Below are 25,309 nucleotides of genomic sequence, written 5' to 3' on the forward strand. Positions count from 1 at the left end.
CACCGCACGCTAGCGGTCGGTGTACGGGCCACGCGACCGGGTTCCGGGAGGTGGACCGGCCGCGAGCCCGGCCCGCCGGGGCCCGCCGGCCGCGAGCCCGGCCCGCCGGGGCCCGCCGGCCGGACACGGGACCGCCGGGCCCCCGCAGGGCGCATCTCAGTCCGCGTTGAGGACCCGCGCCACCAGCGGGCCCGCCGCGTCCACGCCGTGCCCGCCGCCCTCGACGAACGCGGCCGCCGCGAGGTCGTCCGAGAACGCCGTGAACCAGGAGTCCGACGTGGCCTGCCCGCCGACCTCCGCCGATCCGGTCTTCGCGCCCTTGTCGCCGCCGACCGAGGACATCACGCCGGAGGCCGTGCCGTAGCCCGCCGTCGCCGTCAGCCGCATCATGTCGCGCAGCTGCCGGGCCGCCGAGGACGGCAGCTTCCGCTCGGCGGTGGCGAACGCGCGGTCGTCGAGGCCCTGGGCGACCAGATACGGCTGCTTGAAGCTGCCGTACTTGGCGGTGGCGGTGATCGAGGCCATGTTCAGCGGGTTCATCTGGACGGTGCCTTGGCCGATGTACTGCTCCGCGGCGCCGCCGCCGGTCGCGTCGGGGACCGAGCCGTCGGTGGACCGGATGCCGGTCTTCCATTCGAGGCCGATACCGAAGACCTCCTTGGCCTCCTTGCCCAGTGCGGAGTCGTCGCCGACGTCGTCGATCTTCTTGATGAAGGCGGTGTTGCAGGAGCGGGCGAAGCTCTTCTCGAACGGGGCGCCGTCCAGCGAGAAGCCCTTCAGGTTCCCGATCGTCCGGCCGTAGTACATGGCGGTCGGCGGGCACTCGGCGACCTGGTCGGCCTTGACCAGGCCCTTCTCCAGGAGCAGCGCGGCCGTGACGATCTTCATCGTGGAGCCGGGCATCTTCTTGCCCTCGAAGGCCGCGTTGAAGCCGTTCGCGGGGCTGTTGGCGACCGCCCGTACCGCGCCGGTCGAGGGCTGGACCGCGACCACGGACGCCGAGCCGTACTGCTTCACGGCCCGCTCGGCCGCCGCCTGCACGTCGGCGTCGATCGTCGTCTCCAGCTCGCCCTCCACGCCCTTGGTGAGGGTCAGCAGCGTCGTGTCGGGGACGCCCTCGACGCCGGACGCGACGACGAGCTCGACGCCCGGCTTGCCGCCCGCCTTGGCGCCGTACCGCTCGCGCAGCTGGTCCAGGACCGGCCCGAGCGACGGGTACTCCTCCGCCGTCAGCACCCGCCCCTTGCGGTCGACGGCCTTGATCTCGCCCGACTTCGCGAATCCGGTGCGGAGCGAGGCGCCCGGCGTCAGCTTCGGATGCAGCACGGTCGGCTTCCAGTCGACCAGGGGGCGTCCGGTGGTGAGCCCGCGCACCACGGTCAGCCGCGAGGAGTACGTCCAGGGCTTGGACACCCCCGCGTCCGTGACGGTCGCCTTCACCGTGAACGGCACCGTCGCGCCCGTCGCCGGTCCCGGCGTGATGGTGGCCGCGGAGACCGCGGCCTCCGCACGGAAGCCCAGCAGTGCGGACCCGGCGGAGACCGGATTGTTCGTCAGCTGCGCGGCCGTCTCGGCCTCTCCGCCGGCCCAGGCCGCGAGGAAGTCCTTCGCGGTCGCCGTCACCTCCTCGTCGGTGACGGGCCCGGTCTTCCTGCCCTCGGACCCGGACTTCACGGTGCCGCCCGTGTTCCCCGTGACCCCGTTCCAGAGGTTGTAGCCCCCGTACCCGACCCCGCTCGCCACGACGACGAAGACCCCGCCGACGATCGCGACCTTGGCTCCACTGCGCATGACTGCGCCTCCCTCCCCAGGTGTGGCCTCCCGGCAGCCTATGGCGCAGGAGTGACAGGAGCTACGGTCGTTACCGGAAAGCGACCGGACCGCCGGTTTTGCGGAGCCGGACCGGTCACGCGCGGCCGGTGCCGGTGCCGGTGCCGGAGCCGTGAGGAGCCGCCGGGGCCGTCCGAGGGCCGCCGGCAGGCGCCGGCGACGCGCAGGAGGGCGCGACCGCCGGTCGCGCCCTCCTCGTCGCCCTCGCCCCGCTAGACCCAGGTGTCGAGCCACATCCTGTTCCGCCACTGGTCCAGGGGAATGGACGTCCCGGTGTACAGGGGCCAGAAATAGATGAAATTCCAGACGATGAGGAGAACGAGCACTCCCGCGCCCACCGCCCCGAAAGTACGGCGCCTTTCCGAGGAGCCCGCCGGTCCCACGATCGCCCCGATCATCATGGCCACCGCGAGACACAGGAACGGGACGAACACCACCGCGTAGAAAAGGAAAATGGTGCGTTCCTGATAGAGGAGCCACGGCGCCCAGCCGGCCAGGATGCCGCAGGCGATCGCTCCGGCGCGCCAGTCGCGGCGGAAGGCCCAGCGCCACAGCACGTACAGGATCGCGAAGCAGGCGGCCCACCACAGGAGCGGCGTGCCGAGGGCCAGGACCTCCTGGGCGCACTTCTCCTTGGCGTCGACCGGGCAGCCGGCCGTGCCGGGGGCGGGGGACTCGTAGAAGTAGGAGACCGGGCGGCCGAGGACGAGCCAGCTCCACGGGTTGGACTCGTAGGTGTGCGGCGAACTCAGGCCCACGTGGAACTTGTAGACCTCGGTCTCGTAGTGCCACAGGCTGCGCAGCCACTCCGGCAGCCAGCCCCAGGTCCCGCCGCCGCCGATCTTGTCCTGTTCGGCGGCCCAGTGGCGGAAGTAGCCCTTGTCGGTGAGGATCCAGCCGGACCAGGTGGCCAGGTAGGTCGCGATCGCGACCGGGACCGTGGACACGAAGGCCGGGACCAGGTCGCGCCGGGCCACCGCCGCGTACGGGCGGAACGCGCCGGCCGTGCGCCGGGCGCCCAGGTCCCACAGGACCGTCATCAGGCCGAACGCGGCCATGATGTAGAGACCGTTCCACTTGGTGCCGGCCGCCAGGCCCAGCATCACGCCGGCCGCGAGCCGCCACGGACGCCAGCCGAGGCGCAGCTTCTCCGCGACCGACGCGTCCGGGCGCAGGATCCCGTCCTCGTCCACCGGCAGGGCCGCCGCGAGGCGGGCCCGCGCCCGGTCCCGGTCCACCACCAGGCAGCCGAACGCGGCGAGCACGAAGAACATCAGCACCTGGTCGAGCAGCGCCGTCCGGCTCATCACGAAGTGCAGGCCGTCCACGGCGAGCAGCAGGCCCGCCAGGCAGCCCAGGAAGGTCGAGCGGAACAGCCGGCGGCCGATCCGGCACAGCATCAGCACCGACAGGGTGCCGAGCAGCGCCACCATGAAGCGCCAGCCGAAGGGCTCGAAGCCGAAGATCTTCTCGCCGAGGCCGATGACCCATTTGCCGACCGGCGGGTGGACGACGTAGCCCGGGTCCGTCGGGACCAGCACCGAGCCCGGGTCGGTCAGGATCGTCTTGTCGATGTCCTTCGGCCACGCGCCCTCGTAGCCCTGGTTGATCAGGGCCCACGAGTCCTTGGCGTAGTACGTCTCGTCGAATATCACCGCGTGCGGCTTGCCGAGGTTCCAGAACCGCAGCAGACCCGCGACCGTGGCCACGAGCAGCGGCCCGCCCCACGCGGCGAGCCGCCACAGCCGGTCGGCCGCGGCCGGGGAGATCCCGAACAGCGACCACAGGCGTGGCGAGGGCCGGGTGTACGGGGGGACGAGCCGGTCCCGCAGTCCGGGGGTCGGGGAGCTCGTGGCGGCCGGGCGGTAGCCGAACTGCCGCAGCCGCTGCTGCCACGGAGAGGGCTCTGCCACGGGGTGCTGACCCTCCAGGGCCTCGGGTGCGGTACTGGTCACCGCGCCATCGTAGGGAACGCGCCTGTGCGCGTCGCCTGTCCGGGCTGGGAGGATGACCCTTGTGACTGGAACGCTGGTACTCGCAGGGACCCCCATCGGTGACATCGCGGACGCACCGCCACGGCTCGCCACCGAACTGGAGAACGCGGACATCGTGGCCGCCGAGGACACCCGGAGGCTGCGCGGACTGACCCGCGCGCTCGGGGTGCACACCCAGGGCCGGGTGGTGTCGTACTTCGAGGGCAACGAGTCCGCCCGGACGCCCGAACTGGTCGAGGCGCTCGTCGGCGGGGCGCGGGTGCTGCTGGTCACCGACGCCGGCATGCCGTCCGTCTCCGATCCCGGTTACCGCCTGGTCGCCGCCGCCGTCGAGCAGGACATCAAGGTCACCGCCGTGCCTGGGCCGTCCGCCGTGCTCACCGCGCTGGCCCTGTCCGGGCTGCCCGTGGACCGCTTCTGCTTCGAGGGCTTCCTGCCCCGCAAGGCGGGAGAGCGCCTCGGGCGGCTGCGCGAGGTCGAGGGCGAGCGGCGCACCCTCGTCTACTTCGAGGCCCCGCACCGGCTGGACGACACCCTCGCCGCGATGGCCGAGGTCTTCGGCGCCGAGCGCCGCGCCGCCGTCTGCCGCGAGCTGACCAAGACGTACGAGGAGGTCAAGCGCGGCCCGCTGGGCGAGCTCGCCGCCTGGGCCGCCGAGGGCGTACGCGGGGAGATCACCGTCGTCGTCGAGGGAGCGCCCGAGACCGGGCCCGCCGAGCTCGACGCCGAGGAACTGGTGCGCAGGGTGCGGGTGCGCGAGGAGGCGGGGGAGCGGCGCAAGGAGGCCATCGCCGCGGTCGCCGCCGCGGCGGGGCTTCCCAAGCGCGAGGTGTTCGATGCCGTCGTGGCGGCAAAGAATGCGGCGGCACCAGGCCCCGGAAACGGTAAAGGACTAATCTGAAAGGCAAAGCAGAACCCGGTGACGGGCCTGCTCGAGGGCCTTTTGGGCAAGGAAACGCCAAAGAGCGTCCATGGTTCTTCCGGAGCTGATGCGTTCCGGCCGGAAAAGGCGTCCACTGGTTCAGTGGAGAGGAGCTGGAATGAGTGAGATCACCGGCACCGGAACGCCCGTCGCACACGAGGCGTACGCCTTTGCCTGTATGAGGTGTGGTTACGGCTGGGAGCAGGCGTACGACATCGAGCACCACGTGGACGCCCACGGACACGCGTACGTCGTCTACAAGGCGGACGGTGCCCGGGTGCCGTCCCCGCTGTCCCGGCCCACCTGCATGAACTGCAGCAGCCACGTCGTGCGGATCATGCGGGCCGGGCAGGTGTCCTCGGTGCTGGACACGGTGGCCGCGACCGAGCGGCACAGCCACGGGGCCAGGGCGACCAGGCCGGTGTCCATCGCCGGACCCATCGGCCAGGAGCTGACCGAGGACGCCCCCGCGGCGAGCGGCGAGGAGTCCCCGCCGGTACCTCACCACTGGCACCTCTCCGACCTCCTGCATCCCTTCCGCAACCGCAAGTGAGCCACCTCCCCGCCGGCGGGTAAGCCTTGGCGGCGGAACTCATGGCCCTCGTACGATCGGGGCCATGAGTTCCAAGGACGCCCCGCCGCCGCTGCCCGAGCCCCTGCTGGTGGAGGTCGCGGATTCGCACACCCATCTCGACATGCAGTCCGGCACCGTCGAGGAGGCCCTCACCAAGGCCGCCGCCGTCGGTGTGACGACGGTCGTCCAGGTCGGCTGCGACATCAAGGGCTCGCAGTGGGCCGCCGAGACCGCCGCCCGGTACGACAACGTGCACGCGGCCGTCGCCCTGCACCCCAACGAGGCCCCCCGGATCGTCCTCGGCGACCCGGACGGCTGGTCCCGCCAGGGCGCCCGGGACGCCGGCGGTGACGCGGCACTCGACGACGCCCTCGCCGAGATCGACCGGCTGGCCGCCCTGCCGTACGTCCGAGCCGTCGGCGAGACCGGCCTCGACTTCTTCCGCACCGGCCCCGAGGGCATGGCAGCGCAGGAGCGTTCCTTCCGCGCCCACATCGAGATCGCCAAGCGGCACGGCAAGGCCCTCGTCATCCACGACCGCGAGGCCCACGCCGACGTGCTGCGGGTCCTCGACGAGGAGGGCGCACCGGAGCGGACCGTCTTCCACTGCTACTCCGGCGACGCCGAGATGGCCGAGATCTGCGCGGCCAAGGGCTACTACATGTCCTTCGCCGGCAACGTCACCTTCAAGAACGCCCAGCCGCTGCGCGACGCCCTCGCCGTCGCCCCGCAGGAGCTCGTCCTCGTCGAGACTGACGCCCCCTTCCTCACCCCCGCGCCCTACCGGGGCCGCCCCAACGCCCCGTACCTCATTCCGGTCACCGTGCGGGCCATGGCCGCGGTCCGCGGCATCACGGAGGAGGAGCTCGCCGAGGCCATCGCCGTGAACACGGCCCGCGCCTTCGATTACTGATCCATAACGGTTACGTGTGGTAGTCGAGTCGTCCTGGAGGGTGACGGCTCCCGGGGCTAGGGTCCCGGCCTCGTGAGCACTTCGCATCGATCCGGGGCTCGCCGGGCGGCCCGGCGCCGCAAGGCGAGCCCGTCCGCGGCCGAGGGACTGCGGCGGATCGTCCCGCAGGCCCTCGTCGTCGCCTTCCTGGCCGGCGGCACCAGCGCCTTCGTCGTCAACGACAAGTCCGTCAGGCTGTCCGTCGACGGCGTCCCGCGCACCCTGCACACCTTCGCCGACGACGTCGACGAACTCCTCGCCGACGAGGGCCTGGCGGTCGGCGAGCACGACATCGTCGCCCCCGCGCCCGGCACCCACCTCGCCGCCGGCGACGAGGTCGTCGTCCGCTACGGACGGCTCGTCTCCCTGACCCTCGACGGCCGCCGCCGCCAGGTGTGGACCACCGCCCGCACCGTCGACGGCGCCCTGCGCCAGCTCGGTGTGCGTGCCGAGGGCGCCTACCTGTCCGTCTCCCGCTCGGCGCCCATCTCCCGGCAGGGCCTCGCCCTCGACGTCCGCACCGAGCGGGCCCTCACCTTCCTGGCCGACGGGCGCGAGCTGGCCGTCCGCACCAACGCGGCCACCGTCCGCGAGGCCCTGCGGCAGGCCGGCCTCACCCTCGCCGGCGAGGACACCACCTCCGTCCCGCTCGACTCCTTCCCGCGCGACGGCCAGACGGTCACGATCCTGCGGATCACCGGCACCCGGGAGATCCGCGAGGAGCCGGTGCCCTACGCCGTCGAGCGGACCCGCGACCCGGAGCTGTTCGCCGGCACCGAACTCGTCGAGCAGCGCGGCGTGCCGGGCGTCCGCCGGGTCACGTACACCCTGCGCACCGTCAACGGCGTCCGGCAGCGGCCGCGCCGGGTCGGCGAGGAGACCGTCCGCGAGCCCGTGCCGCAGAAGGTCCGGGTCGGCACCCGCCCGCTGCCCCGCTCCGTCGCCGGGGCCGACGGCCTGGACTGGGGCGCGCTCGCCGCCTGCGAGTCCGGCGGCCGTCCGGACGCCGTCGACCCCTCGGGCACCTACGGCGGGCTCTACCAGTTCGACCCCGGCACCTGGCGCTCCCTCGGCGGCAGCGGCGTCGCCCAGAACGCGCCCGCCGCCGAGCAGACCTTCCGGGCGAAGAAGCTCTACGTGACGCGGGGGGCGAGCCCGTGGCCGCACTGCGGCCGCCGGCTCTACGGGTGAGGCGTAGGCCGGGCCTACGGGCGCCCCGTAGGCTGTACCGGTGAGCACCACCACCGGCCCCGACAGCCCCGACGCCCTCCTCGGCCCCGCCGACATCCGTGAGCTGGCCGCCGCCCTCGGCGTCCGCCCCACGAAGCAGAAGGGCCAGAACTTCGTCATCGACGCCAACACCGTGCGGCGGATCGTCCGCACGGCCGAGGTGCGCCCCGACGACGTGGTGGTGGAGGTGGGCCCCGGGCTCGGCTCCCTCACCCTCGCGCTCCTGGAGGCCGCGGACCGCGTGACGGCCGTCGAGATCGACGACGTCCTCGCCGCCGCGCTCCCCTCGACCATCGCCGCGCGCATGCCGCAGAAGAAGGACCGCTTCGCGCTGGTCCACTCCGACGCCATGCAGGTCCAGGAGCTCCCCGGCCCGCCGCCCACGGCGCTCGTGGCGAACCTCCCGTACAACGTCGCCGTGCCGGTGCTGCTGCACATGCTGGACCGCTTCCCGAGCATCGAGCGGACCCTCGTCATGGTGCAGGCCGAGGTCGCCGACCGGCTCGCCGCCGGACCGGGCAACAAGGTCTACGGCGTGCCCTCGGTGAAGGCCAACTGGTACGCGCAGGTCAAGCGGGCCGGCTCCATCGGCCGCAACGTCTTCTGGCCCGCGCCCAACGTCGACTCCGGGCTCGTGTCCCTCGTCCGCCGCGCCGAGCCGCTGCGGACCACCGCCGCCAAGGACCAGGTCTTCGCGGTCGTCGACGCGGCCTTCGCCCAGCGCCGCAAGACCCTGCGCGCCGCCCTCGCCACCTGGGCGGGCTCGCCCGCGGCGGCCGAGACGGCCCTGGTGGCCGCCGGGATCTCGCCGCAGGCACGCGGAGAGGCGCTGACGGTGGAGGAGTTCGCGCGGATCGCCGAGAACAAGCCGGAGGCCGAGCAGTGAGCGTGACGGTGCGCGTCCCCGCCAAGGTCAACGTCCAGCTCGCGGTCGGCGGCGCCCGGCCCGACGGCTTCCACGACCTGGCCAACGTCTTCCTCGCCGTCTCGCTCCACGACGAGGTCACCGCGACCCCGGCCGGCGGGCTGACCGTCACCTGCGAGGGCCCCGACGCCGACAAGGTGCCGCTCGACCGCACCAACCTGGCCGCGCGGGCCGCCGAACTGCTCGCCGCCCGGCACGGCATCGCCCCCGACGTGCACCTGCACATCGCCAAGGACATCCCGGTCGCCGGCGGCATGGCCGGCGGCAGCGCCGACGGCGCGGGCGCCCTGCTCGCCTGCGACGCGCTGTGGGGCCTGAACTCCTCGCGCGCCGAACTCCTGGAGATCTGCGCCGAGCTGGGCAGCGACGTGCCCTTCAGCCTGGTCGGCGGCGCCGCCCTCGGCGTCGGGCGCGGCGAGCGGCTGACCGAGCTGCCGGTCGGCGGCGCCTTCCACTGGGTGTTCGCGGTCGCGGACGGCGGTCTGTCGACCCCGGCGGTCTACGGCGAGTTCGACCGCCTCAACGAGGGCGTGGACGTGCCCGAGCCGGTCGCCTCCCCCGCCCTGCTGGACGCGCTGCGCACCGGCGACACCACCGCGCTCGCCGGCGCCCTGGCCAACGACCTCCAGCCGGCCGCGCTGTCCCTGCGGCCCTCGCTGGCCGCGACCCTCGCGGCCGGCACGCAGGCCGGCGCGCTGGCCTCCCTCGTCTCCGGTTCGGGGCCGACGACCGCGTTCCTGGTGAAGGACGCCGAGTCCGCCGAGGCGGTCGCCGCGGCCCTGATCGCCTCCGGCACCTGCCGGACGGCGCGGGTGGCGACCTCCCCGGCGACCGGGGCGAAGGTCCTCTGAGACCCGCCCCGGCTCCTCGGCCGGACCCCCGTCAGTCCTTGTTCTTGGAGATCCGGGCGAGCAGCAGGTTCGGGTCCGGGTTCGACGGGGCGAAGTAGGCCGCGCTGGGCACGTAGACGTTCTTGGCGTGCACCGCCACGGAGGTCGGGTTGGTGAGCCCGTCCGCGGCCGTGAGGACGGTCCGGTGACTGCCGTCCGGGCGAACCAGCTCCAGTGCGTCCTCCAGGATCAGGGCGGCGAGGACGGTGTCACCGTGCCCGGTGAAGGCGAAGTCGTCGATGGCGAGCCCGGTCGCCCTCGTCTCGACCGGCCCCGCGGCCCCCTCGTGCCCCGGACCGATCGGGATGCGCAGCAACGTCCCCTGGCCGGTGTTGGACACCCATACGGCACCGTCGTGCACCTTGAGGCCGTTGGCGCCGAAGGGGAGCTCCGCGGTCGGCTCCAGCGCCGCCCCGGAGGCCCAGACGGCGGGGACGCCGGTGGCGAGCGGCACGCTCCACACCACTCCGCGCACCGAGTCGGCGACGAAGATCCGGTCGCACTTCTCGTCGAGCGCGATGCCGTTGGGCAGCCCGTCGGCGGGCAGCTGCGCGATCTGCTCGGGCTCGCCGCCGGGGGAGATGCGCCAGATGCCGGTCTCGGCCGTGCCGGTGGCGTAGGCGACGTAGAGGGTGCCGTCGTGGGCGCGGGCGATGCCGGTGGCGATGGCGGCGCCGATGTTGGGCGTCTGCGGGTTCGTGACGGCGGGCAGGGTGGCGAGGATCCGCGTGGCGCCGTTCCTGTCGACACGGGCGACCTGGTGGGCGAAGGCGAAGGTGAGGTCGGCCGAACCGTCGGGTTCGAGCGCGATGTTCTCGGGCGTCTGGCCGGCGGCGAAGGCGAAGTGGGCGACGACGCGCGGGTCCGACACGGTGGGATCACCGGCGGACACCGCGGTCCCCGTGGCGAGCACGGTGAACGCGGCGCCGGCCGCGACGGCGGCGGCCAGGCGGGGGAGACGGGGCATGCGACTCTCCTTGTGGGGGGTGTGCGGTACGAGTCGAAGATGAGGGACCGCCGGGCGGCCACCCCGGCAGCCGGGGCCGCGGGGTCGCCCGCGCGGGCGCACCGGGACCGCCATCCGCACCCACCCGGCGCGAGTCCGCGAGGCGCCGCCCGCGCGGGCCGTACTCAGGGGGAGTTGAGTACGCGAGCGCTGCCGGGGCCCGTGGGCCGACCGGCACCGTGCCCGTATGGGAATCAGCGCGCGTGACCTCGCTGCCGCGACACCGGCGACCCGGGACCGCTACGTCGACCTCCTGCGGGTCGCCTCGCTCGCGGTCGTCGTGCTCGGACACTGGCTGATGGCGGCCGTCACGGCCGACGGCCGGGTCGGGAACCTGCTCGCCGTCGTGCCCGGCCTCCAGCTGATGACCTGGGCGCTCCAGGTCATGCCGGTCTTCTTCTTCGTCGGCGGCTTCTCGCACGCCCTCGCCCACCGCTCCCGCCCGCAGTACGCGGCCTTCCTGCGCGCCCGGCTCCAGCGCCTGCTGCGGCCCACCATGGTCTTCATCGGGGTGTGGGGCGCGCTCGCGCTCACCGTCCAACTGCTGGGTGCGGACGGCGGACTGACCGGGGTCGCGCTGCGGCTCGTCACACAGCCGCTGTGGTTCATCGGGATCTACCTGGCGATGGTGGCCTTCACACCACCGCTGCTCAAGCTCCACGGGCGGTACGGGTGGGGCGCGTTCGGCGGGCTGGTCGCGGGCGCGGTCCTGGTGGACGTGCTGCGGTTCGCGGCCGGGGTGCCGTACGTCGAGTTCCTGAACTTCGCGCTCGTCTGGCTGGCGGTCCACCAGCTCGGCTTCCTGCGCGCCGACGGGCTGATCCGCCGACCGGCGCTCCTCGCGGGCGCGGGCCTCGCGGGCGCGGCGCTGCTGGTGGCCCTCGGGCCGTATCCGCTGTCCATGGTGGGCATGCCCGGGGAGCGGGTCTCGAACATGGCCCCGCCGACGCTCGCCCTGCTCTGCCACGGCCTGTGGCTGGTCGGCGCGGTCGAGCTCCTGAAGGGCCCGGGCGCGCGGTTCACCGCCCGGGCGCGGGTGTGGCGCGGGGTCGTCGCCGCGAACGGGATCGCGATGACCGCGTTCCTCTGGCACCTGACGGCGATGCTCGGCGTGTACGGGGCGCTGCTCGCCCTCGGCGTACGGCTCCCGGAGCCCGCGACGGGCGCCTGGTGGGCCCAGGTGCCGGTGCGCGTCGTCGCGGCGGCCGCGCTCACCGCCGTGCTGGTCGGCGTCTTCCGCCGCTTCGAGCACCCGGTGCCGGCCGCCCCGGCGAGCGACACCGGCGGGCCGCTCGCCGCGCTCGGCATCACGCTCGCCCTGCTCGGCGTCCTCGGCCTGTCGATGACCGGTTTCGGCGGCCTCCTGGAGGGGCACACCGCGACCCTGATCGCGGTCCGGGTGACCGCCCCGGCCGCGGTCGCGACGGCCCTTGCGGGCTGGTTCCTCGTGGAGCGGGCCGGCCGGACCTGAGGCCCGACGCCTCAGGGCGCGAGGCGGGCCTCGAAGCCGTCCGGGGCGGACCCCGGGCCGAGGCCGAAGGCGCGGCTGTCCGACGGCGCGGCGTGATCGGCCGAAGGCGCTGCCGCCGAGGCGCTCGCCCGGGCGCGGGAAGCGGGTGGCGACCTCGGCGGCCGCGGCCATGGTGTCGGCCGGCTCCTTCTCGTGGTCGTCGCTGCGGCTCGGGAGCCGGGCCGGCTCCGACCTGCGCGGCGGCGCCGGGGTCGCCGCCCGCGGCCGCGGCGAGGGCGCTGCCGGGGGCGCTGCCCGCGGCCGCGGCGAGGGCGCTGCCGAGGACGGTGGCCGCGGCGGTCGGCGTCGGTGAGGGAGGAGCCCGCCCCTTCGTCGTACAGGGCGGGGCGGTGGGCGTCGTGCCGGACGTGCCGGGGCCGGAGCGGACGGCTGCCGATGGCCTGGCCGAGCCACGGGTGGCGGGTGGGCGTTGCGTGCGGGCTGTCCGCCATCGCGGTGGCGGCGGCCCGCCGGTCCGGGGCGCCGGGGCCGGGCAGGGCCACCTCGCTCCGGACCGCGTCGACGGCCGGCCGGACGAGCTCGTCCTCGGTCCTGATGTGCCGGTGGACGGCGGTGCGGCGGTGCCGGGCCCGGTCGGGCCGTCCGCGCGCCACGACCCCGGTGCCGGGCGACGTACCCTGGGACGTCGATCGCAAGCCCCGTATCAGGAGTGAAATGGCCGTCAACCTGGTCAATGTCGAGTCCGTCAGCAAGGTGTACGGCACCCGCGCGCTGCTCGACGGGGTCTCGCTCGGCGTCTCCGAAGGGGACCGGATCGGTGTGGTCGGCCGGAACGGCGACGGCAAGACCACCCTCGTCCGGATGCTCGCCAAGCTGGAGGAGGCCGACACCGGGCGCATCACGCACAGCGGCGGCCTGCGGCTCGGCGTGCTCACCCAGCACGACTCCCTCGACCCGAAGGCCACCATCCGGCACGAGGTCATCGGCGTCATGGCCGACCACGAGTGGGCCGGCAGCGCCAAGATCCGCGACGTGCTCACCGGCCTCTTCGGCGGGCTCGACCTCCCCGGCTTCGAGAACGGCCTCGACACCGTGATCGGCCCGCTCTCCGGCGGCGAGCGGCGGCGCATCGCGCTCGCCAGGCTGCTCATCGAGGACCAGGACCTGATCGTCCTCGACGAGCCCACCAACCACCTCGACGTCGAGGGCATCGCCTGGCTCGCCCAGCACCTGCAGAACCGGCGCTCCGCGCTCGTCTGCGTCACCCACGACCGCTGGTTCCTCGACCAGGTCTGCACCCGCATGTGGGACGTGCAGCGCGGCTCCGTCTACGAGTACGAGGGCGGCTACTCCGACTACGTCTTCGCCCGCGCCGAGCGCGAGCGGATCGCCGCCACCGAAGAGGTCAAGCGGCAGAACCTGGTCCGCAAGGAGCTCGCCTGGCTGCGCCGCGGCGCCCCGGCCCGGACGTCCAAGCCGCGCTTCCGCATCGAGGCCGCCAACGCGCTCATTGCGGACGTGCCGGAGCCGCGCGACACCAGCGAGCTGATGAAGTTCGCCAACGCCCGGCTCGGCAAGACGGTCTTCGACCTGGAGAACGTGTCCGTCACCGCCGGGCCCAAGGAGCTGCTCAAGCACCTCACCTGGCAGCTCGGTCCGGGCGACCGCATCGGCCTGGTCGGCGTCAACGGCGCCGGCAAGACCTCGCTGCTGCGCGCCCTCGCCGACGCCGCCTTCTCCGAGGGGGAGACGCAGCCCGCCGCCGGCCGGATCGTCGTCGGCAAGACCGTGCGGCTCGCCTACCTCTCCCAGGACGTCACCGAACTCCCCGCTGAACTGCGCGTCCTGGAGGCCGTACAGCAGATCCGCGACCGGGTCGACCTCGGCAAGGGCCGCGAGATGACGGCCGGACAGCTCTGCGAGCAGTTCGGCTTCTCCAAGGAGAAGCAGTGGACGCCGGTCGGCGACCTGTCCGGTGGTGAACGGCGCCGTCTGCAGCTCCTGCGCCTGCTCATGGACGAGCCCAACGTGCTCTTCCTCGACGAGCCCACCAACGACCTCGACATCGAGACCCTCACCCAGCTGGAGGACCTGCTCGACGGCTGGCCCGGCTCGATGGTCGTCATCTCCCACGACCGCTTCTTCATCGAGCGCACCACCGACCGCACCTTCGCCCTGCTCGGCGACAAGACCCTGCGCATGCTGCCGCGCGGCATCGACGAGTACCTGGAGCGGCGGCAGAGGATGATCGCCGAGGCGACGCCCGTGACCGCGGCCGCCCCGGTCAAGGAGAAGTCCGCCGCCGACGCCCGCGCCGCGAAGAAGGAGCTGCAGAAGGTCGAGCGACAACTCGACAAGCTCTCCGAGAAGGAGACCAGGCTGCACGCCCAGATCGCCGACAACGCCACGGACTTCGAGAAGGTCGCGAAACTGGACGCGGAGCTCCGGGGACTCGCCGGTGAGCGCGAGGAGTTGGAGATGCGATGGCTGGAATTGGCCGAGGACGCGTAGAGATGTCGTAGAGGACGCGTAACGAGGGCATCACGGGCCGGTCCTCCCTTGGGTACAAGGGACGGACCGGTCGCTTTTGCGCCATCCCGTGAGTGGTAGAAAGAAAACCCGCTCACATCAAGGGGGAAGCGCTGATGACCCAGCCGCCCAGCAACCAGCCGCCGGGGGGCTTCGGCGCTCCGGACCCGAACCCGAACGCGGGCCAGAACGTCCCGCCGGTGCCGCCGCAGGCCCCGCCGGTGCCGCCCCAGGCACCTCCGGTCCCGCCGCAGGCGCCGCCGCACGCCGCCCCGCAGCAGCCTCCGGCCCCGCCGCAGACCGCGCCGCCCGCGCAGCCCGGTCCGTACGGCTACCCGCAGCAGGCCCCGCAGCAGCCGGGCCCGTACGGCTACCCGCAGCAGGCGCCCGGCCCGTACGCCCAGCAGCCCGGCCCCTACGGCCAGCAGCCGGGGCAGTACGGCCAGCAGCCCGGCCCGTACGGCCAGCAGAACCCCTACGGCGGTTACCCGACCGCGATGCAGACCGCGCCCCCGACCGGCGGCGGCAAGAACCCCTTCAAGGGCAAGCCCGGCCTCATCGTCGCCGCGGCGGCCGCCGCGCTGCTCGTGGTCGGCGGCGGCACCTGGATCGCCCTCGGCAGCGGCGACGAGAAGGACCCGGTCGCCCAGCCGACCAGCTCCGCCCCCACCGGACCGAAGCCGACGGAGTCCGTCGACCAGGGCGACGGCAAGGGCGACGGCGACGAGGGCGGCCCCGAGGACCTCAACGCCGGCCGCAAGGACGGCGAGGCGAAGATCAACTGGCTGCTCGCCAACAACGTCGACCTGCCCAAGAACGGCGCCGACGTCTACGGCCCGTGGATCGTCGGCGACACGGTCGTCAAGGCCATGTACAAGGGCATCGACGGCTACAGCCTCGCCGACGGATCCGGCAAGTGGCACATCGACGTGCCCTACGAGCTGTGCGCCGCCCCGCCGGAGCCGAACGCGAACGGCCAGATGGTCTTCGCCTACAAGGACTCCGCGGGCGACAAGGCCAAGTGCCTGGAGATGCAGCAGGTCGACCTCAAGACCGGCAAGGCGGGCTGGAAGAAGTCCATTCCCAAGCCGACCGGCCTCTTCGCCTTCTCCGACAACACGCTCGCCATCAGCGGCAACACGGTGACGGCGTCCGGCTCCAGCTCCGCCTACGGCTTCTCGGTGACCGACGGCCGGCAGCTCTTCACCTCGCCCACCAGCGGCTGCAAGCCCTACGCCTACGCGGGCGGCAGCAAGCTGATCGCCGCCTCCAAGTGCCCCTCGGGCGACGTGAGCAAGGAGTCGCACGCGGTCAGCGAGATCGACCCGAACACCGGCAAGCCCAAGTGGACCTTCAAGCTGCAGACCAACTGGGAGGTGGACCGGGTCTACTCGGTCGACCCGCTGGTCGTCTCCGCCACGCAGCGCGAGGAGAAGAAGTGGGCGATCTTCTCGCTCACGGCCGCGGGCAAGGAGCGCTCGCAGATCCAGGGCGGCAACGACAAGTTCGCCCCGCGCTGCGGCGGTTCCTTCGTCGTCTTCGGGAAGAACCTCCAGGGCTGCACCGGTGTCGCCGCCGACCAGAACACCTTCTACATGGCGACCGACACCCAGTACGGCACGCCCAACGAGGTCGTCGCCTTCGACCTCAACACCGGCAAGGCCAAGTGGCGCTCCAAGGCTCCCGGTGAGCAGCAGATGAAGCCGCTGCGCATGGAGGGCTCCGGCGTGCTGGTCTACATCGAGCCCCGCTACGACACGGGCGGCGCGGTGGCGACCATCGCCCCGACGGGCGGCGCCCCCAAGGTGCTGCTGCAGCACCAGGCGGCGGTCACCGACCTGGAGAGCTCCTTCTACGACGCGGCCTACGGCTACTCGAACGGCACGTTCGTGATCGCGGCCGGCCGGGTCTCCGCCTCCAACGACAAGGCGGAGAAGGAGACCAAGACGATGATGGCCTACGGCAAGTGACGCCCCGCCCGTCCCGTCCGTCCACCGAATCCTCCGAGGAACCCACGCCATGACGCAGCCGCCGCCACCGCCCAACCAGCCCCCGGGGCCGCCCCCGGGCGGTTTCGGCGCGCCGCAGGACCCCCCGCCGGGCGGGTTCGGCGCGCCGACGCCTCCGCCGCAGCAGCCGCCGGCCCAGCCGCCGTACGGCTATCCGCAGCAGCCCCAGCAGCCGCAGTACGGATACCCGCAGCAGGAGCAGCCGCAGCAGTACGGCTACCCGGCCCAGCCGCAGCAGGAGCAGCCGCCTCAGTACGGCTACCCGAACCAGCCGCAGCAGCCGGTCCAGCCGCCGTACGGCTACCCGACGCAGCCGCAGTACCCCCAGGTGCCGCACCAGCCCGTGCCCGGGGCGCCCGGCGGCGGCAGGAAGCTGTCCGCCCAGCTGCAGATCGTCATCGCGGCGGTCGTGGCCGTCGCGCTGCTCATCGGCGGCGGCCTCTGGTACGCCAACTCGGGCGGTGGTGAAGAGGAGCCGAACGCGAAGGGCAGCTCCGGCGCCGCCACCGGCGGCGGCGAGGACGGCGGGGCGGGCGGTCTCGGCGGGGGCGGCAAGGAGAAGGCCCCGGCGGACACCAAGTCCAAGCTCGCCTTCCAGCTGCCGGTGCCGACCGTGCCGGACGTCACCGACGTCTCGGGCTCCTGGATCACCGACAAGGCGTACGTGAAGACGGGCGTCAACTCGGTGGTCGGCTACGACCTGGACAAGGGTTCGGCCCTGTGGACCCTGCCGCTGACCGGCCAGGTCTGCGGCGCCTCGCGCCACATGACGGCCGACTTCAAGGTGCCGATCCTCTTCGAGGCCACCAAGCGGGTCGCGCCGCGCTACTTCCAGCCGTGCACCGAGGTCGGCCTGCTCGACCTCACCACCGGCAAGCTGGTGTGGCAGACCTCGATCACCGGCGGCACGGCCGGCGACAAGAAGGTGTCCTTCTCGGAGGTCACCCTGCACGGCCAGACCGTCGCGGCCGGCGGCCTCGACGGCGGCGCGGCCTTCGACCTGGCCAACGGCAACCCGCGCTGGAAGCCGCAGGCCAACGCCGGGGACTGCGAGGACCTGGGCTACGGCGGTGGCGAGGGCGGCCTCGTCGCGGTCCGCAAGTGCGGCTCGTACGACGACCCGACGGTCACCGTCCAGAACCTCGACCCGCTGACCGGGCGGCCGGTCTCGCAGTACAAGATGCCCCCGGGTGTCGACTTCGCGGCGGTCGTGTCCACCAAGCCGCTGGTCGTGGCGGCGGACGTCAACGACGCCGCCGACGACGGCAGCGGCGTCTCGGACTTCTTCTCCATCGACGAGAAGACCGGGAAGCTGAAGGCGAAGATCACGGCGGACGCCAAGCGCTACGCGCCGCGCTGCCGCTCCACCAGGGTCGAGGGCTGCACCCAGGTCCTCGTCGGCAACGGGCGGCTCTACCTGCCGACCGAGGAGCACGACGGCAGCACCGGCGAGTACGGCGACGAGACCAACGAGATCGTCGCCTTCGACCTGGCCAACGGGCGGATGGTGCCGGAGAAGACGGACGCGGGCGACCGGTACACCCTGATCCCGCTGCGCATGGACGGCGGCAACCTCATCGCGTACAAGTGGCCGCCCTACGACAAGGGCGGGCAGGTCGTCTCCATCGACGGCGGCACGATGAAGTCGACGCTGCTCATGGAGAACCCGTCGGACAAGACGACCCGGACCGCCGAGACGAGCTTCAGCTCGATCGGCGCCGAGTTCCGCTACGGCGGCGGGCGCCTGTTCATCGCGGACACGCTGATCAGCAAGACCAAGGCCAGCACCTCTCTGTACGACAAGAAGTACCTGGCCGTGGCCTTCTCGACGGCCGGCTGACGTCCCGGCCGGCTCCCCGAGAGCCCTGGAAGGGGCCCCTCCGCTCACGGAGGGGCCCCTTCTGTGTGTTCCGGACGGGACCGGTCGCCGCGATTGGGGCAAAGCGGGGCGGGGGAGTGTGTAGCTTGCCGGGCAGCAGGGTGGCCGGGGGACGGCCGGCCCGCGCATGGGGATGGGGGAGGATCGATGGGCGTTCGGCTCATGGTGGTCGACGACCACAGACTGCACGCCGAGGCGCTGGCCTCGGCGCTGAAGCTGCGCGGGCACCGGGTGCTCGCCGCGGCGGCGCCGGTGGCCGGGGCCGCGGAGCTGGTGGTGAGCCGCGCGCCGGAGGTCTGTCTGCTCGGCACCTCGGCGCCCGCCGAGCCGGGCACCTTCGACCCGGTCGTGCGGATCAAGCGGGAGCGGCCGCAGGTGGCGGTCGTGGTGCTGGGGCCGGTGCCCTCGCCGCGCGGGATCGCCGCCGCCTTCGCGGCAGGTGCCTCCGGATACGTACGGCACGACGAGCGCATCGAGGGCGTCGAGCGGGCGCTGGTGAAGGCGCGGGCGGGCGAGGTGGCGGTGGCGCCCCAGCTCATCCAGAGCGCCTTCGCCGAGCTGCTGAACCCGGCGGCCCAGCCGGACGACGAGGCGCAGCGGCTGCTGCGGCTGCTGACCCCGCGCGAGGCGGAGGTGCTGGTCCGGGTGGCGGAGGGGGAGGACACCAGGCTGATCGCCGCGGGGATGGCGATCGCGCCGAGCACGGCGCGCACGCACGTGCAGCGGGTGCTGATGAAGCTGGGGGTCGGCTCGCGCCTGGAGGCGGCGGCGCTGGCGGCCCGTACGGGACTCCTCGACCGCGTGCCGGTGCAGCGGGCGTAGGGGGCGACGTCCGGCCAGGACGTCCGTCCAGGGTGCCGCTGAGGGTGGCGGCGCCGGTCCGGGGTGGCCAGCCCGACGTGGCGGCCCGGCGGGGCGGCGTTCCCGGTGTGGTCCTTCCGTGGGTCGTGGCGAGGGAAGTGTTGACCTTCGATGTTTGATCGTGCTTTTTTATGAGTGGTTCTGTTTGATGGAGGCCGCTGGAGGCTGCCCGCGTGAACGTGAAGAAGACCGTCACCCGCCTCGCCGACGGACGTGAGCTCCTCTACTTCGACGCGCACCCGGGCCGTGTCCGCGACGCCGTCGACCGGCGCTCCCTCGAACCCGTCACCTCCGCGTCCGAGATCCGCCACGACCCCCTCCTCGGCGAGGACGTCGCCATCGCCTCGCACCGGCAGGGGCGCATCTTCCATCCCCCGGCCGACACCTGCCCGCTGTGCCCCTCCAGCGAGGCGTGGCAGAGCGAGATCCCGGCCGACGCCTACGAGGTCGTCGTCTTCGAGAACCGTTTCCCCTCGCTGTCCGGCGCGAACGGGCGCTGCGAGGTCGTCTGCTTCACCTCCGACCACAAGGCGTCCTTCGCCGACCTGGGCGAGGAGCGGACCGCCGTGGTCCTCGCCGCCTGGACCGACCGCACCGCCGAGCTCTCCGCCCGCCCGGGCGTCGAGCAGGTCTACTGCTTCGAGAACCGGGGCGCCGAGATCGGCGTCACCCTCGCCCACCCCCACGGGCAGATCTACGCCTTCCCCTTCACCGCGCCCCGCACCGCCGCCATGCTGCGGAACGCCGCCGCGCACCGCGCCCGCACCGGCCGCAACCTCTTCGACGACGTCCTGGAGCGGGAGCGGGGCGCCGGCCGGGTGGTGCTCGCCGGGGAGCACTGGACCGCCTTCGTGCCGTACGCGGCCCGCTGGCCGTACGAGGTGCACCTGTACCCGCACCGGCGCACGGCGACGCTGACCGGGCTCGACGCGGCGGCCCGGGACGAGTTCCCCCGCGTCTACCTGGAGCTGCTGCGCCGCTTCGACCGCCTCTTCGGCGCCGGGGAGCCGCCCACGCCCTACATCGCCGCCTGGCACCAGGCGCCGGTCGCCCACCCCGACCGCGAGGAGTTCGCGCTGCACCTGGAGCTTTTCACCGTCCGCCGCGCCTCTGGCAAGCTGAAGTACCTCGCGGGCACCGAATCCGGCATGGGCGCGTTCATGAACGACGTGTCGCCGGAGTCCGCGGCCGACAGACTCCGAGAGGTGGCAAGCAGTTGAGTAAGTACCTGGTGACGGGTGGGGCCGGCTATGTGGGCAGCACGGTCGCGGCCCACCTCCTGGAGGCGGGGCACGAGGTCACCGTCCTCGACGACCTCTCCACGGGATTCCGCGAGGGGGTCCCCGCCGGGGCCGCGTTCATCGAGGGACGCATCCAGGACGCCGCACGCTGGCTCGACGCCTCGTACGACGGTGTGCTGCACTTCGCCGCCTTCTCGCAGGTCGGCGAGTCCGTCGCCAGGCCCGAGAAGTACTGGGACAACAACGTCGGCGGCACCATGGCGCTCGTCGCGGCCATGCGCGAGGCCGGCGTGCGCAAGCTCGTCTTCTCGTCGACGGCCGCCACCTACGGCGAGCCCGAGAGCGTGCCGATCACCGAGTCCGCGCCGACCGCGCCGACCAACCCCTACGGCGCCACCAAGCTCGCCGTCGACCACATGATCTCGGGCGAGTGCGCCGCGCACGGCCTCGCCGCGGTCTCGCTGCGCTACTTCAACGTGGCCGGCGCCTACGGGGAGTGCGGCGAGCGGCACGACCCCGAGTCGCACCTCATCCCGCTGGTGCTGCAGGTCGCTCTCGGCAGGCGCGAGGCCATCAACGTGTACGGCGACGACTACCCGACGCCCGACGGCACCTGCGTCCGCGATTACATCCACGTCGCCGACCTCGCCGAGGCCCACCTGCGCGCGCTCGACGCGATGACCGCGGGCGAGCACCTGATCTGCAACCTCGGCAACGGCAACGGCTTCTCCGTGCGGGAGGTCGTCGAGACCGTCCGCAAGGTGACCGGCCACCCGGTGCCCGAGGTCATGGCCGAGCGCCGCGCCGGGGACCCGGCCGTGCTCGTCGCCTCCGCCGACGCCGCGCGCGAGCGGCTCGGCTGGACTCCGTCCCGCCCGGACCTGGCGGCCATCGTCGAGGACGCGTGGGCGTTCGCACGGAAGAAGGAGCAGGGGCAGGGATGACCGGTGCCGGGGCGGGCGTGGCGGACGGGTTCGGCGAGCTGTACGGGGCGGCCCCCGAAGGGGTCTGGGCCGCTCCCGGGCGGGTCAACCTGATCGGTGAGTACACCGATTTCAACGAGGGTTTCGTGCTGCCGCTCGCCCTGCCCCACACGGCCGTGGCCGCCGTGTCCCGCCGGGAGGACGGCGTGCTGCGGCTGCACTCCCGCGATGTCGGGGGCGGCATCGTCCAGCTCGACGTCGCCGCCCTGGAGCCCGGCGCGGGGGGCGGCTGGGCCGCCTACCCGGCCGGTGTGGTCTGGGCGCTGCGGGAGGCCGGGCACGCGGTGACGGGCGCCGACGTGCACCTGGCGTCCACGGTGCCCACGGGGGCCGGGCTCTCGTCCTCCGCCGCCCTGGAGGTCGTCGTCGCCCTCGCCCTGAACGACCTGTTCGGGCTCGGGCTCCCGCGCCCGGAGCTCGCCCTGGTGGCCCAGCGGGCCGAGAACGCCTTCGTGGGGGTGCCGTGCGGGGTCATGGACCAGATGGCGTCCGCGTGCGCGGTCGAGGGGCACGCGCTGTTCCTGGACACGCGTGACCTCTCCTGCCGGCAGGTGCCGTTCGACCTCGCGGCCGAGGGCCTCCGCCTGCTCGTCGTCGACACCCGGGTCAAGCACGCGCTCGGCGACGGCGCGTACGCCGAGCGGCGCGCCGGGTGCGAGGCCGGTGCGCGGGCGCTCGGCGTACGCGCGCTGCGCGACGTGGCTGCCGCGCAACTGTCCGAAGAGCTGGCGCGTTTGACCGACGAAACGGTTCGTCGGTACGTCCGGCACGTCGTCTCCGACGACGACCGGGTGGAGCGGACGATCCGGCTCCTCGACGCGGGGGACCCGCGCGCGGTCGGCGCCCTGTTGACCGAGGGGCACGCCTCGCTGCGGGACGATCTCCGGGTGTCCTGCGCGGAGTTGGACCTGGTCGTCGCGACCGCCGTGGCCGCCGGGGCCCTGGGGGCCCGGATGACCGGGGGCGGCTTCGGCGGCTCCGCCGTCGTGCTCGTCGAGGCGGACCGGGCCGGGGTGGTCACGGCCGCCGTGGAGAAGGCCTTCGCCGACGCCGGGTTCGCCGCGCCGGCCGTCTTCCCGGCGGTGCCGTCGGCGGGGGCCCGGCGACTGATCTGACGCCGCGTACGGCGACTTCCGCGTTTTCGCCTCCCGGGTGCGGCGGCGGCCGTACTCTGGTGCGCAGCGCCGGTGGGGGCCGGTGCTGATTCAGGGGTATCGAGAGCCGCCGGGTACGGCGACCGGGGCGGGCAACTGTCATGGCACGGCGGCGGCCGTGCGGCCGACGGACCCGTTCCCGGCGTCGTGCCCGCGCCGGCCCGTCCTCGATCACTTGGGGGTGTCCGTGGCCCGCATCCGGGTTCTGGTGGTGGACGACCACCGTGTCTTCGCCGAGTCGCTGGCCGCCGCGCTGGCGGCGGAGCCCGACGTCGACGTGGCCGCCGCGGGAAGCGGGCCGGCCGCTCTGCGCTGTCTGGACCGGGCCGCGGCCGAGGGCCGCCGGTTCGACGTGATGCTGGTCGACTCCGACCTGGCCGGCGCCGACGGCGTCGAGCTGGTGGGCGAGGTGCGCTCGGGGCGGCCCGGGGTGCGGGCCGTGGTGCTCGCGGAGAAGGACGACGCCCGTCGGGCGGCGCTCGCCCTGCAGGCCGGGGCCTGGGGGTGGGTGGCCAAGGACTGTTCGCTGCAGCGGCTGCTCGCGGTGGTGCGGGGCGTCCTGCGGGACGAGACGCATCTGCCGCCGGCCCTGCTGACGGGGGTCCTGAGGGAGCTGACCGAGGCCCGCCGGCACCGTACGGAGAGCGAGCAGCTCGTCGAGTCGCTGACGCCGCGCGAGCGGGAGGTGTTGCGCTGCATGGTGGCCGGACTCGGCCGCAAGGCCGTCGCCGAGCGTCTGTTCCTGTCCCCGCACACCGTCCGCACCCACATGCAGAACGTCCTGGGGAAGCTCGGCGTGCACTCCACCCTGGCGGCGGTCGCGCTCGCGCGCCGGGCCGGGGTGGGGCCGGCGGACGAGCCCGGGCCCGCGCTAGCCGGGGATGTTGTCGAACGGGGCGGTCAGCTGGCGTAGCAGGGCCGCCAGCTCGCCGCGCTCGGTGCGCGACAGGCGGGCCAGGATCGCCCGTTCCTGCGCGAGCAGTCCGGCCAGGGCCTGGTCGGCGCGGTCGCGGCCCTCGGGGGTGAGCCGGACCAGGACCCCGCGGCGGTCGCTGGGGTCCGGGAGGCGTTCGACGAGGCCCTTCTTGGCGAGCCGGTCGATGCGGTTGGTCATGGTGCCCGAGGTGACCAGGGTCTGGGTGAGCAGCTGTCCGGGGGAGAGCTGGTAGGGCGCTCCGGCGCGCCGGAGCGACGTGAGCACGTCGAACTCCCAGGGCTCCAGCTGGTGCTCGGAGAAGGCGAGTCGACGGGCGCGGTCCAGGTGCCGGGCCAGGCGTGAGACACGGCTGAGCACCTCGAGCGGTTCCACGTCGAGGTCCGGGCGCTCTCGGCGCCATGCAGCGACCAGTCGGTCGACCTCGTCCTCCATGGCGATCAGTGTAGAGGGTCTGTTGACATAAAGTCTCTTGTATTTGAGATTCTCGATTCCAAGTATCTTGATGTCGAGATATAGTCTTCTTGACTATGGGGAAGGGACCGGGCCGGAACTCCGTTCCGCTTCGGCAACTCGTTCCAGCAAGGGGGCTTCGAACATGCATTCCGTGGACTCCGCCGCACCCACGTGGGACCCACAGCAGTACCTGCACCACTCCGGACACCGCACCCGCCCGTTCCTCGACCTGCTCGCCCGAATACCGCAGCTTCCCCACCAGGGCCGTCCCGCCCGGGTCGCCGACCTCGGCTGCGGGCCCGGCAACGTCACCGCGCTCCTCGCCGACCGGTGGCCCGACGCGCACATCACCGGCTTCGACCTGTCTCCCGAGATGCTGGAGCGCGCGGAGAAGGACTGGGCCGGCACCACCGCGGGCGGCGGCTGGCTCGACTTCCGGCCGGCCGACGCGGCCCACTGGACCCCGGAGGAGCCCTACGACCTGATCGTCTCCAACGCGGCCCTCCAGTGGGTGCCCAACCACCCCGAGTCCTTCGCGCTCTGGATCGACGGGCTGCGGCCCGGCGGCACCTTCGCCTTCCAGGTGCCCGGCAACTTCACCTCGCCCAGCCACGCCCTCCTCGGGGAGCTCTGCGAGAGCCCCGAGTGGCGCGACCGGATCGGGGACCAGGGGCGCCGCTTCGTGCACATCCTGGACCCGGGCGACTACCTGCAGCGGCTCTCCGACCTCGGCTGCGAGACCGACGTCTGGGAGACCACCTACCACCAGATGCTCGTGGGGGAGGACCCGGTCCTGGACTGGGTCAAGGGCACCGCGCTGCGGCCCGTGCTCACCGCCCTGAGGGACGACCGGGCGGCCACCGAGGCCTTCCTCGACCAGTACCGGGAACGACTGCGCGAGTTCTACCCGCCGGGGCCGCACGGCACCGCGTTCCCGTTCCGCCGGATCTTCGCCGTCGCCACGAAGGGTGTCTGATGTTACGAGCCGTCGACCACGTGCAGCTCGCCGCTCCGGTCGGAAGCGAGCCGCTGCTGCGCGACTACTACGTGGGGGTCCTGGGCATGACCGAGGTGCCCAAGCCGCCCGTGCTCGCCGCCCGCGGCGGATGCTGGTTCGCCTCCGGGGCCGTACGGCTCCACCTGGGAGTCGAGGCCGGCTTCAGGGCCGCCCGGAAGGCCCACCCGGGACTGCGCGTCGAAGGGATCGCCGACTACGCCGCCCGCCTGGAAAGACGCGGGGCCGCCGTGGTCTGGGACGACGACCTGCCGGGCCACCGGCGCTTCTACTCCGAGGATCCGGTCGGCAACCGGCTGGAGTTCCTGGAGCCCTTGGAGTGATTCGGGGGCGGGGGGGCGGCCGCGGCCCCCCCCCCCCCCGGGGACCGCGTGGGGGTCCCCAAAAACCCGGCCGTCGAGCCACAACCCCCCGCCCCGAGCCTCCCAAGGGAACCCAAAAACGCCCCACCCAA

Annotated in this window: 22 protein-coding genes; 18 read left to right on the top strand and 4 right to left on the bottom strand. The window is 73.3% G+C overall.

The window, feature by feature from the left end; translation table 11 throughout:
• Positions 1–156: 156 nt before the first annotated feature.
• Positions 157–1,791: a penicillin-binding transpeptidase domain-containing protein gene (locus ACIRQF_RS35205; RefSeq protein WP_404098723.1), complete on the bottom strand. Its 1,635-nt coding sequence runs from the start codon at positions 1,789–1,791 to the stop codon at positions 157–159.
• A gap of 251 nt (positions 1,792–2,042) precedes the next feature.
• Entirely contained in the window at positions 2,043–3,785 is a 1,743-nt protein-coding gene (locus ACIRQF_RS35210; protein ID WP_376637046.1) for a dolichyl-phosphate-mannose--protein mannosyltransferase, read from the bottom strand.
• 52 nt (positions 3,786–3,837) lie between these two features.
• Between ACIRQF_RS35210 and rsmI the strand changes: the two genes are divergently transcribed.
• From rsmI to ACIRQF_RS35240, 6 genes are all read left to right on the top strand, one after another.
• Positions 3,838–4,725: a 16S rRNA (cytidine(1402)-2'-O)-methyltransferase gene (gene rsmI, locus ACIRQF_RS35215; protein WP_382482805.1), complete on the top strand. Its 888-nt coding sequence runs from the start codon at positions 3,838–3,840 to the stop codon at positions 4,723–4,725.
• A 139-nt stretch (positions 4,726–4,864) separates the two neighbouring features.
• Positions 4,865–5,299 (top strand): hypothetical protein, encoded by a 435-nt coding sequence (locus ACIRQF_RS35220; protein WP_376637044.1) that lies wholly within the window; start codon positions 4,865–4,867, stop codon positions 5,297–5,299.
• 64 nt (positions 5,300–5,363) lie between these two features.
• A complete protein-coding gene (locus ACIRQF_RS35225; RefSeq protein ID WP_389753817.1) occupies positions 5,364–6,233 on the top strand; it encodes a TatD family hydrolase in 870 nt (289 codons plus the stop codon).
• Positions 6,234–6,305: 72 nt separating this feature from the next.
• Positions 6,306–7,463 (top strand): ubiquitin-like domain-containing protein, encoded by a 1,158-nt coding sequence (locus ACIRQF_RS35230; RefSeq protein WP_404098728.1) that lies wholly within the window; start codon positions 6,306–6,308, stop codon positions 7,461–7,463.
• A 40-nt stretch (positions 7,464–7,503) separates the two neighbouring features.
• Entirely contained in the window at positions 7,504–8,388 is an 885-nt protein-coding gene (gene rsmA, locus ACIRQF_RS35235; protein WP_404098731.1) for a 16S rRNA (adenine(1518)-N(6)/adenine(1519)-N(6))-dimethyltransferase RsmA, read from the top strand.
• On the top strand, positions 8,385–9,278 hold the full coding sequence (locus ACIRQF_RS35240) for a 4-(cytidine 5'-diphospho)-2-C-methyl-D-erythritol kinase (protein WP_382482808.1): 894 nt from the start codon (positions 8,385–8,387) through the stop codon (positions 9,276–9,278). Before rsmA ends, ACIRQF_RS35240 begins: the two co-directional genes overlap by 4 nt.
• A 31-nt stretch (positions 9,279–9,309) precedes the next feature.
• Here ACIRQF_RS35240 and ACIRQF_RS35245 read toward each other — a convergent pair whose 3' ends face one another.
• Complete coding sequence (locus tag ACIRQF_RS35245; RefSeq protein ID WP_404098734.1) at positions 9,310–10,284, bottom strand: hypothetical protein; 975 nt, start codon at positions 10,282–10,284, stop codon at positions 9,310–9,312.
• 226 nt (positions 10,285–10,510) lie between these two features.
• Here ACIRQF_RS35245 and ACIRQF_RS35250 point away from each other — a divergent pair, with 226 nt between their 5' ends.
• The 10 genes from ACIRQF_RS35250 (at position 10,511) to ACIRQF_RS35295 (ending at position 23,363) form a co-directional block, all read left to right on the top strand.
• A complete protein-coding gene (locus ACIRQF_RS35250) occupies positions 10,511–11,794 on the top strand; it encodes an acyltransferase (RefSeq protein ID WP_404098737.1) in 1,284 nt (427 codons plus the stop codon).
• A 145-nt stretch (positions 11,795–11,939) separates the two neighbouring features.
• Positions 11,940–12,146 carry a hypothetical protein gene (locus tag ACIRQF_RS35255; protein WP_404098739.1) on the top strand — a complete coding sequence of 69 codons (207 nt, stop codon included), beginning with the start codon at positions 11,940–11,942 and terminating at the stop codon, positions 12,144–12,146.
• A gap of 362 nt (positions 12,147–12,508) precedes the next feature.
• Positions 12,509–14,305 (top strand): ABC-F family ATP-binding cassette domain-containing protein, encoded by a 1,797-nt coding sequence (locus ACIRQF_RS35260; RefSeq protein ID WP_382482811.1) that lies wholly within the window; start codon positions 12,509–12,511, stop codon positions 14,303–14,305.
• A 134-nt stretch (positions 14,306–14,439) separates the two neighbouring features.
• On the top strand, positions 14,440–16,293 hold the full coding sequence (locus ACIRQF_RS35265) for a PQQ-binding-like beta-propeller repeat protein (protein WP_404098742.1): 1,854 nt from the start codon (positions 14,440–14,442) through the stop codon (positions 16,291–16,293).
• A 49-nt stretch (positions 16,294–16,342) separates the two neighbouring features.
• Positions 16,343–18,172, top strand: coding sequence for a PQQ-binding-like beta-propeller repeat protein (locus ACIRQF_RS35270; protein WP_382482813.1), 1,830 nt, complete (start codon positions 16,343–16,345; stop codon positions 18,170–18,172).
• Positions 18,173–18,358: 186 nt separating this feature from the next.
• Positions 18,359–19,033, top strand: a complete 675-nt coding sequence (locus ACIRQF_RS35275) for a LuxR C-terminal-related transcriptional regulator (protein WP_404098745.1) — start codon at positions 18,359–18,361, stop codon at positions 19,031–19,033.
• A gap of 218 nt (positions 19,034–19,251) precedes the next feature.
• Positions 19,252–20,292 (top strand): galactose-1-phosphate uridylyltransferase, encoded by a 1,041-nt coding sequence (gene galT / locus ACIRQF_RS35280; protein ID WP_404098839.1) that lies wholly within the window; start codon positions 19,252–19,254, stop codon positions 20,290–20,292.
• On the top strand, positions 20,289–21,257 hold the full coding sequence (galE, locus tag ACIRQF_RS35285; RefSeq protein WP_382482814.1) for a UDP-glucose 4-epimerase GalE: 969 nt from the start codon (positions 20,289–20,291) through the stop codon (positions 21,255–21,257). Before galT ends, galE begins: the two co-directional genes overlap by 4 nt.
• Positions 21,254–22,411 (top strand): galactokinase, encoded by a 1,158-nt coding sequence (galK, locus tag ACIRQF_RS35290; RefSeq protein ID WP_404098748.1) that lies wholly within the window; start codon positions 21,254–21,256, stop codon positions 22,409–22,411. The genes galE and galK overlap by 4 nt, the downstream gene beginning before the upstream one ends.
• Positions 22,412–22,637: 226 nt before the next feature.
• Positions 22,638–23,363, top strand: a complete 726-nt coding sequence (locus ACIRQF_RS35295) for a LuxR C-terminal-related transcriptional regulator (RefSeq protein WP_376637030.1) — start codon at positions 22,638–22,640, stop codon at positions 23,361–23,363.
• On the opposite strand, the gene ACIRQF_RS35300 is transcribed toward ACIRQF_RS35295, so the two are convergent.
• On the bottom strand, positions 23,322–23,819 hold the full coding sequence (locus ACIRQF_RS35300; protein WP_376637029.1) for a MarR family winged helix-turn-helix transcriptional regulator: 498 nt from the start codon (positions 23,817–23,819) through the stop codon (positions 23,322–23,324). The genes ACIRQF_RS35295 and ACIRQF_RS35300 overlap by 42 nt on opposite strands.
• Before the next feature lie 163 nt (positions 23,820–23,982).
• On the opposite strand from ACIRQF_RS35300, the gene ACIRQF_RS35305 reads away from it, so the two are divergent.
• Both ACIRQF_RS35305 and ACIRQF_RS35310 read left to right on the top strand, forming a co-directional pair.
• Positions 23,983–24,816 (top strand): trans-aconitate 2-methyltransferase, encoded by an 834-nt coding sequence (locus ACIRQF_RS35305; protein WP_376637028.1) that lies wholly within the window; start codon positions 23,983–23,985, stop codon positions 24,814–24,816.
• Positions 24,816–25,178, top strand: a complete 363-nt coding sequence (locus ACIRQF_RS35310; protein ID WP_404098751.1) for a VOC family protein — start codon at positions 24,816–24,818, stop codon at positions 25,176–25,178. Before ACIRQF_RS35305 ends, ACIRQF_RS35310 begins: the two co-directional genes overlap by 1 nt.
• Positions 25,179–25,309: the final 131 nt, after the last annotated feature.

The sequence above is a fragment of the Streptomyces sp. NPDC101191 genome (assembly GCF_044767915.1).
Taxonomy (GTDB): Bacteria; Actinomycetota; Actinomycetes; order Streptomycetales; family Streptomycetaceae; genus Streptomyces.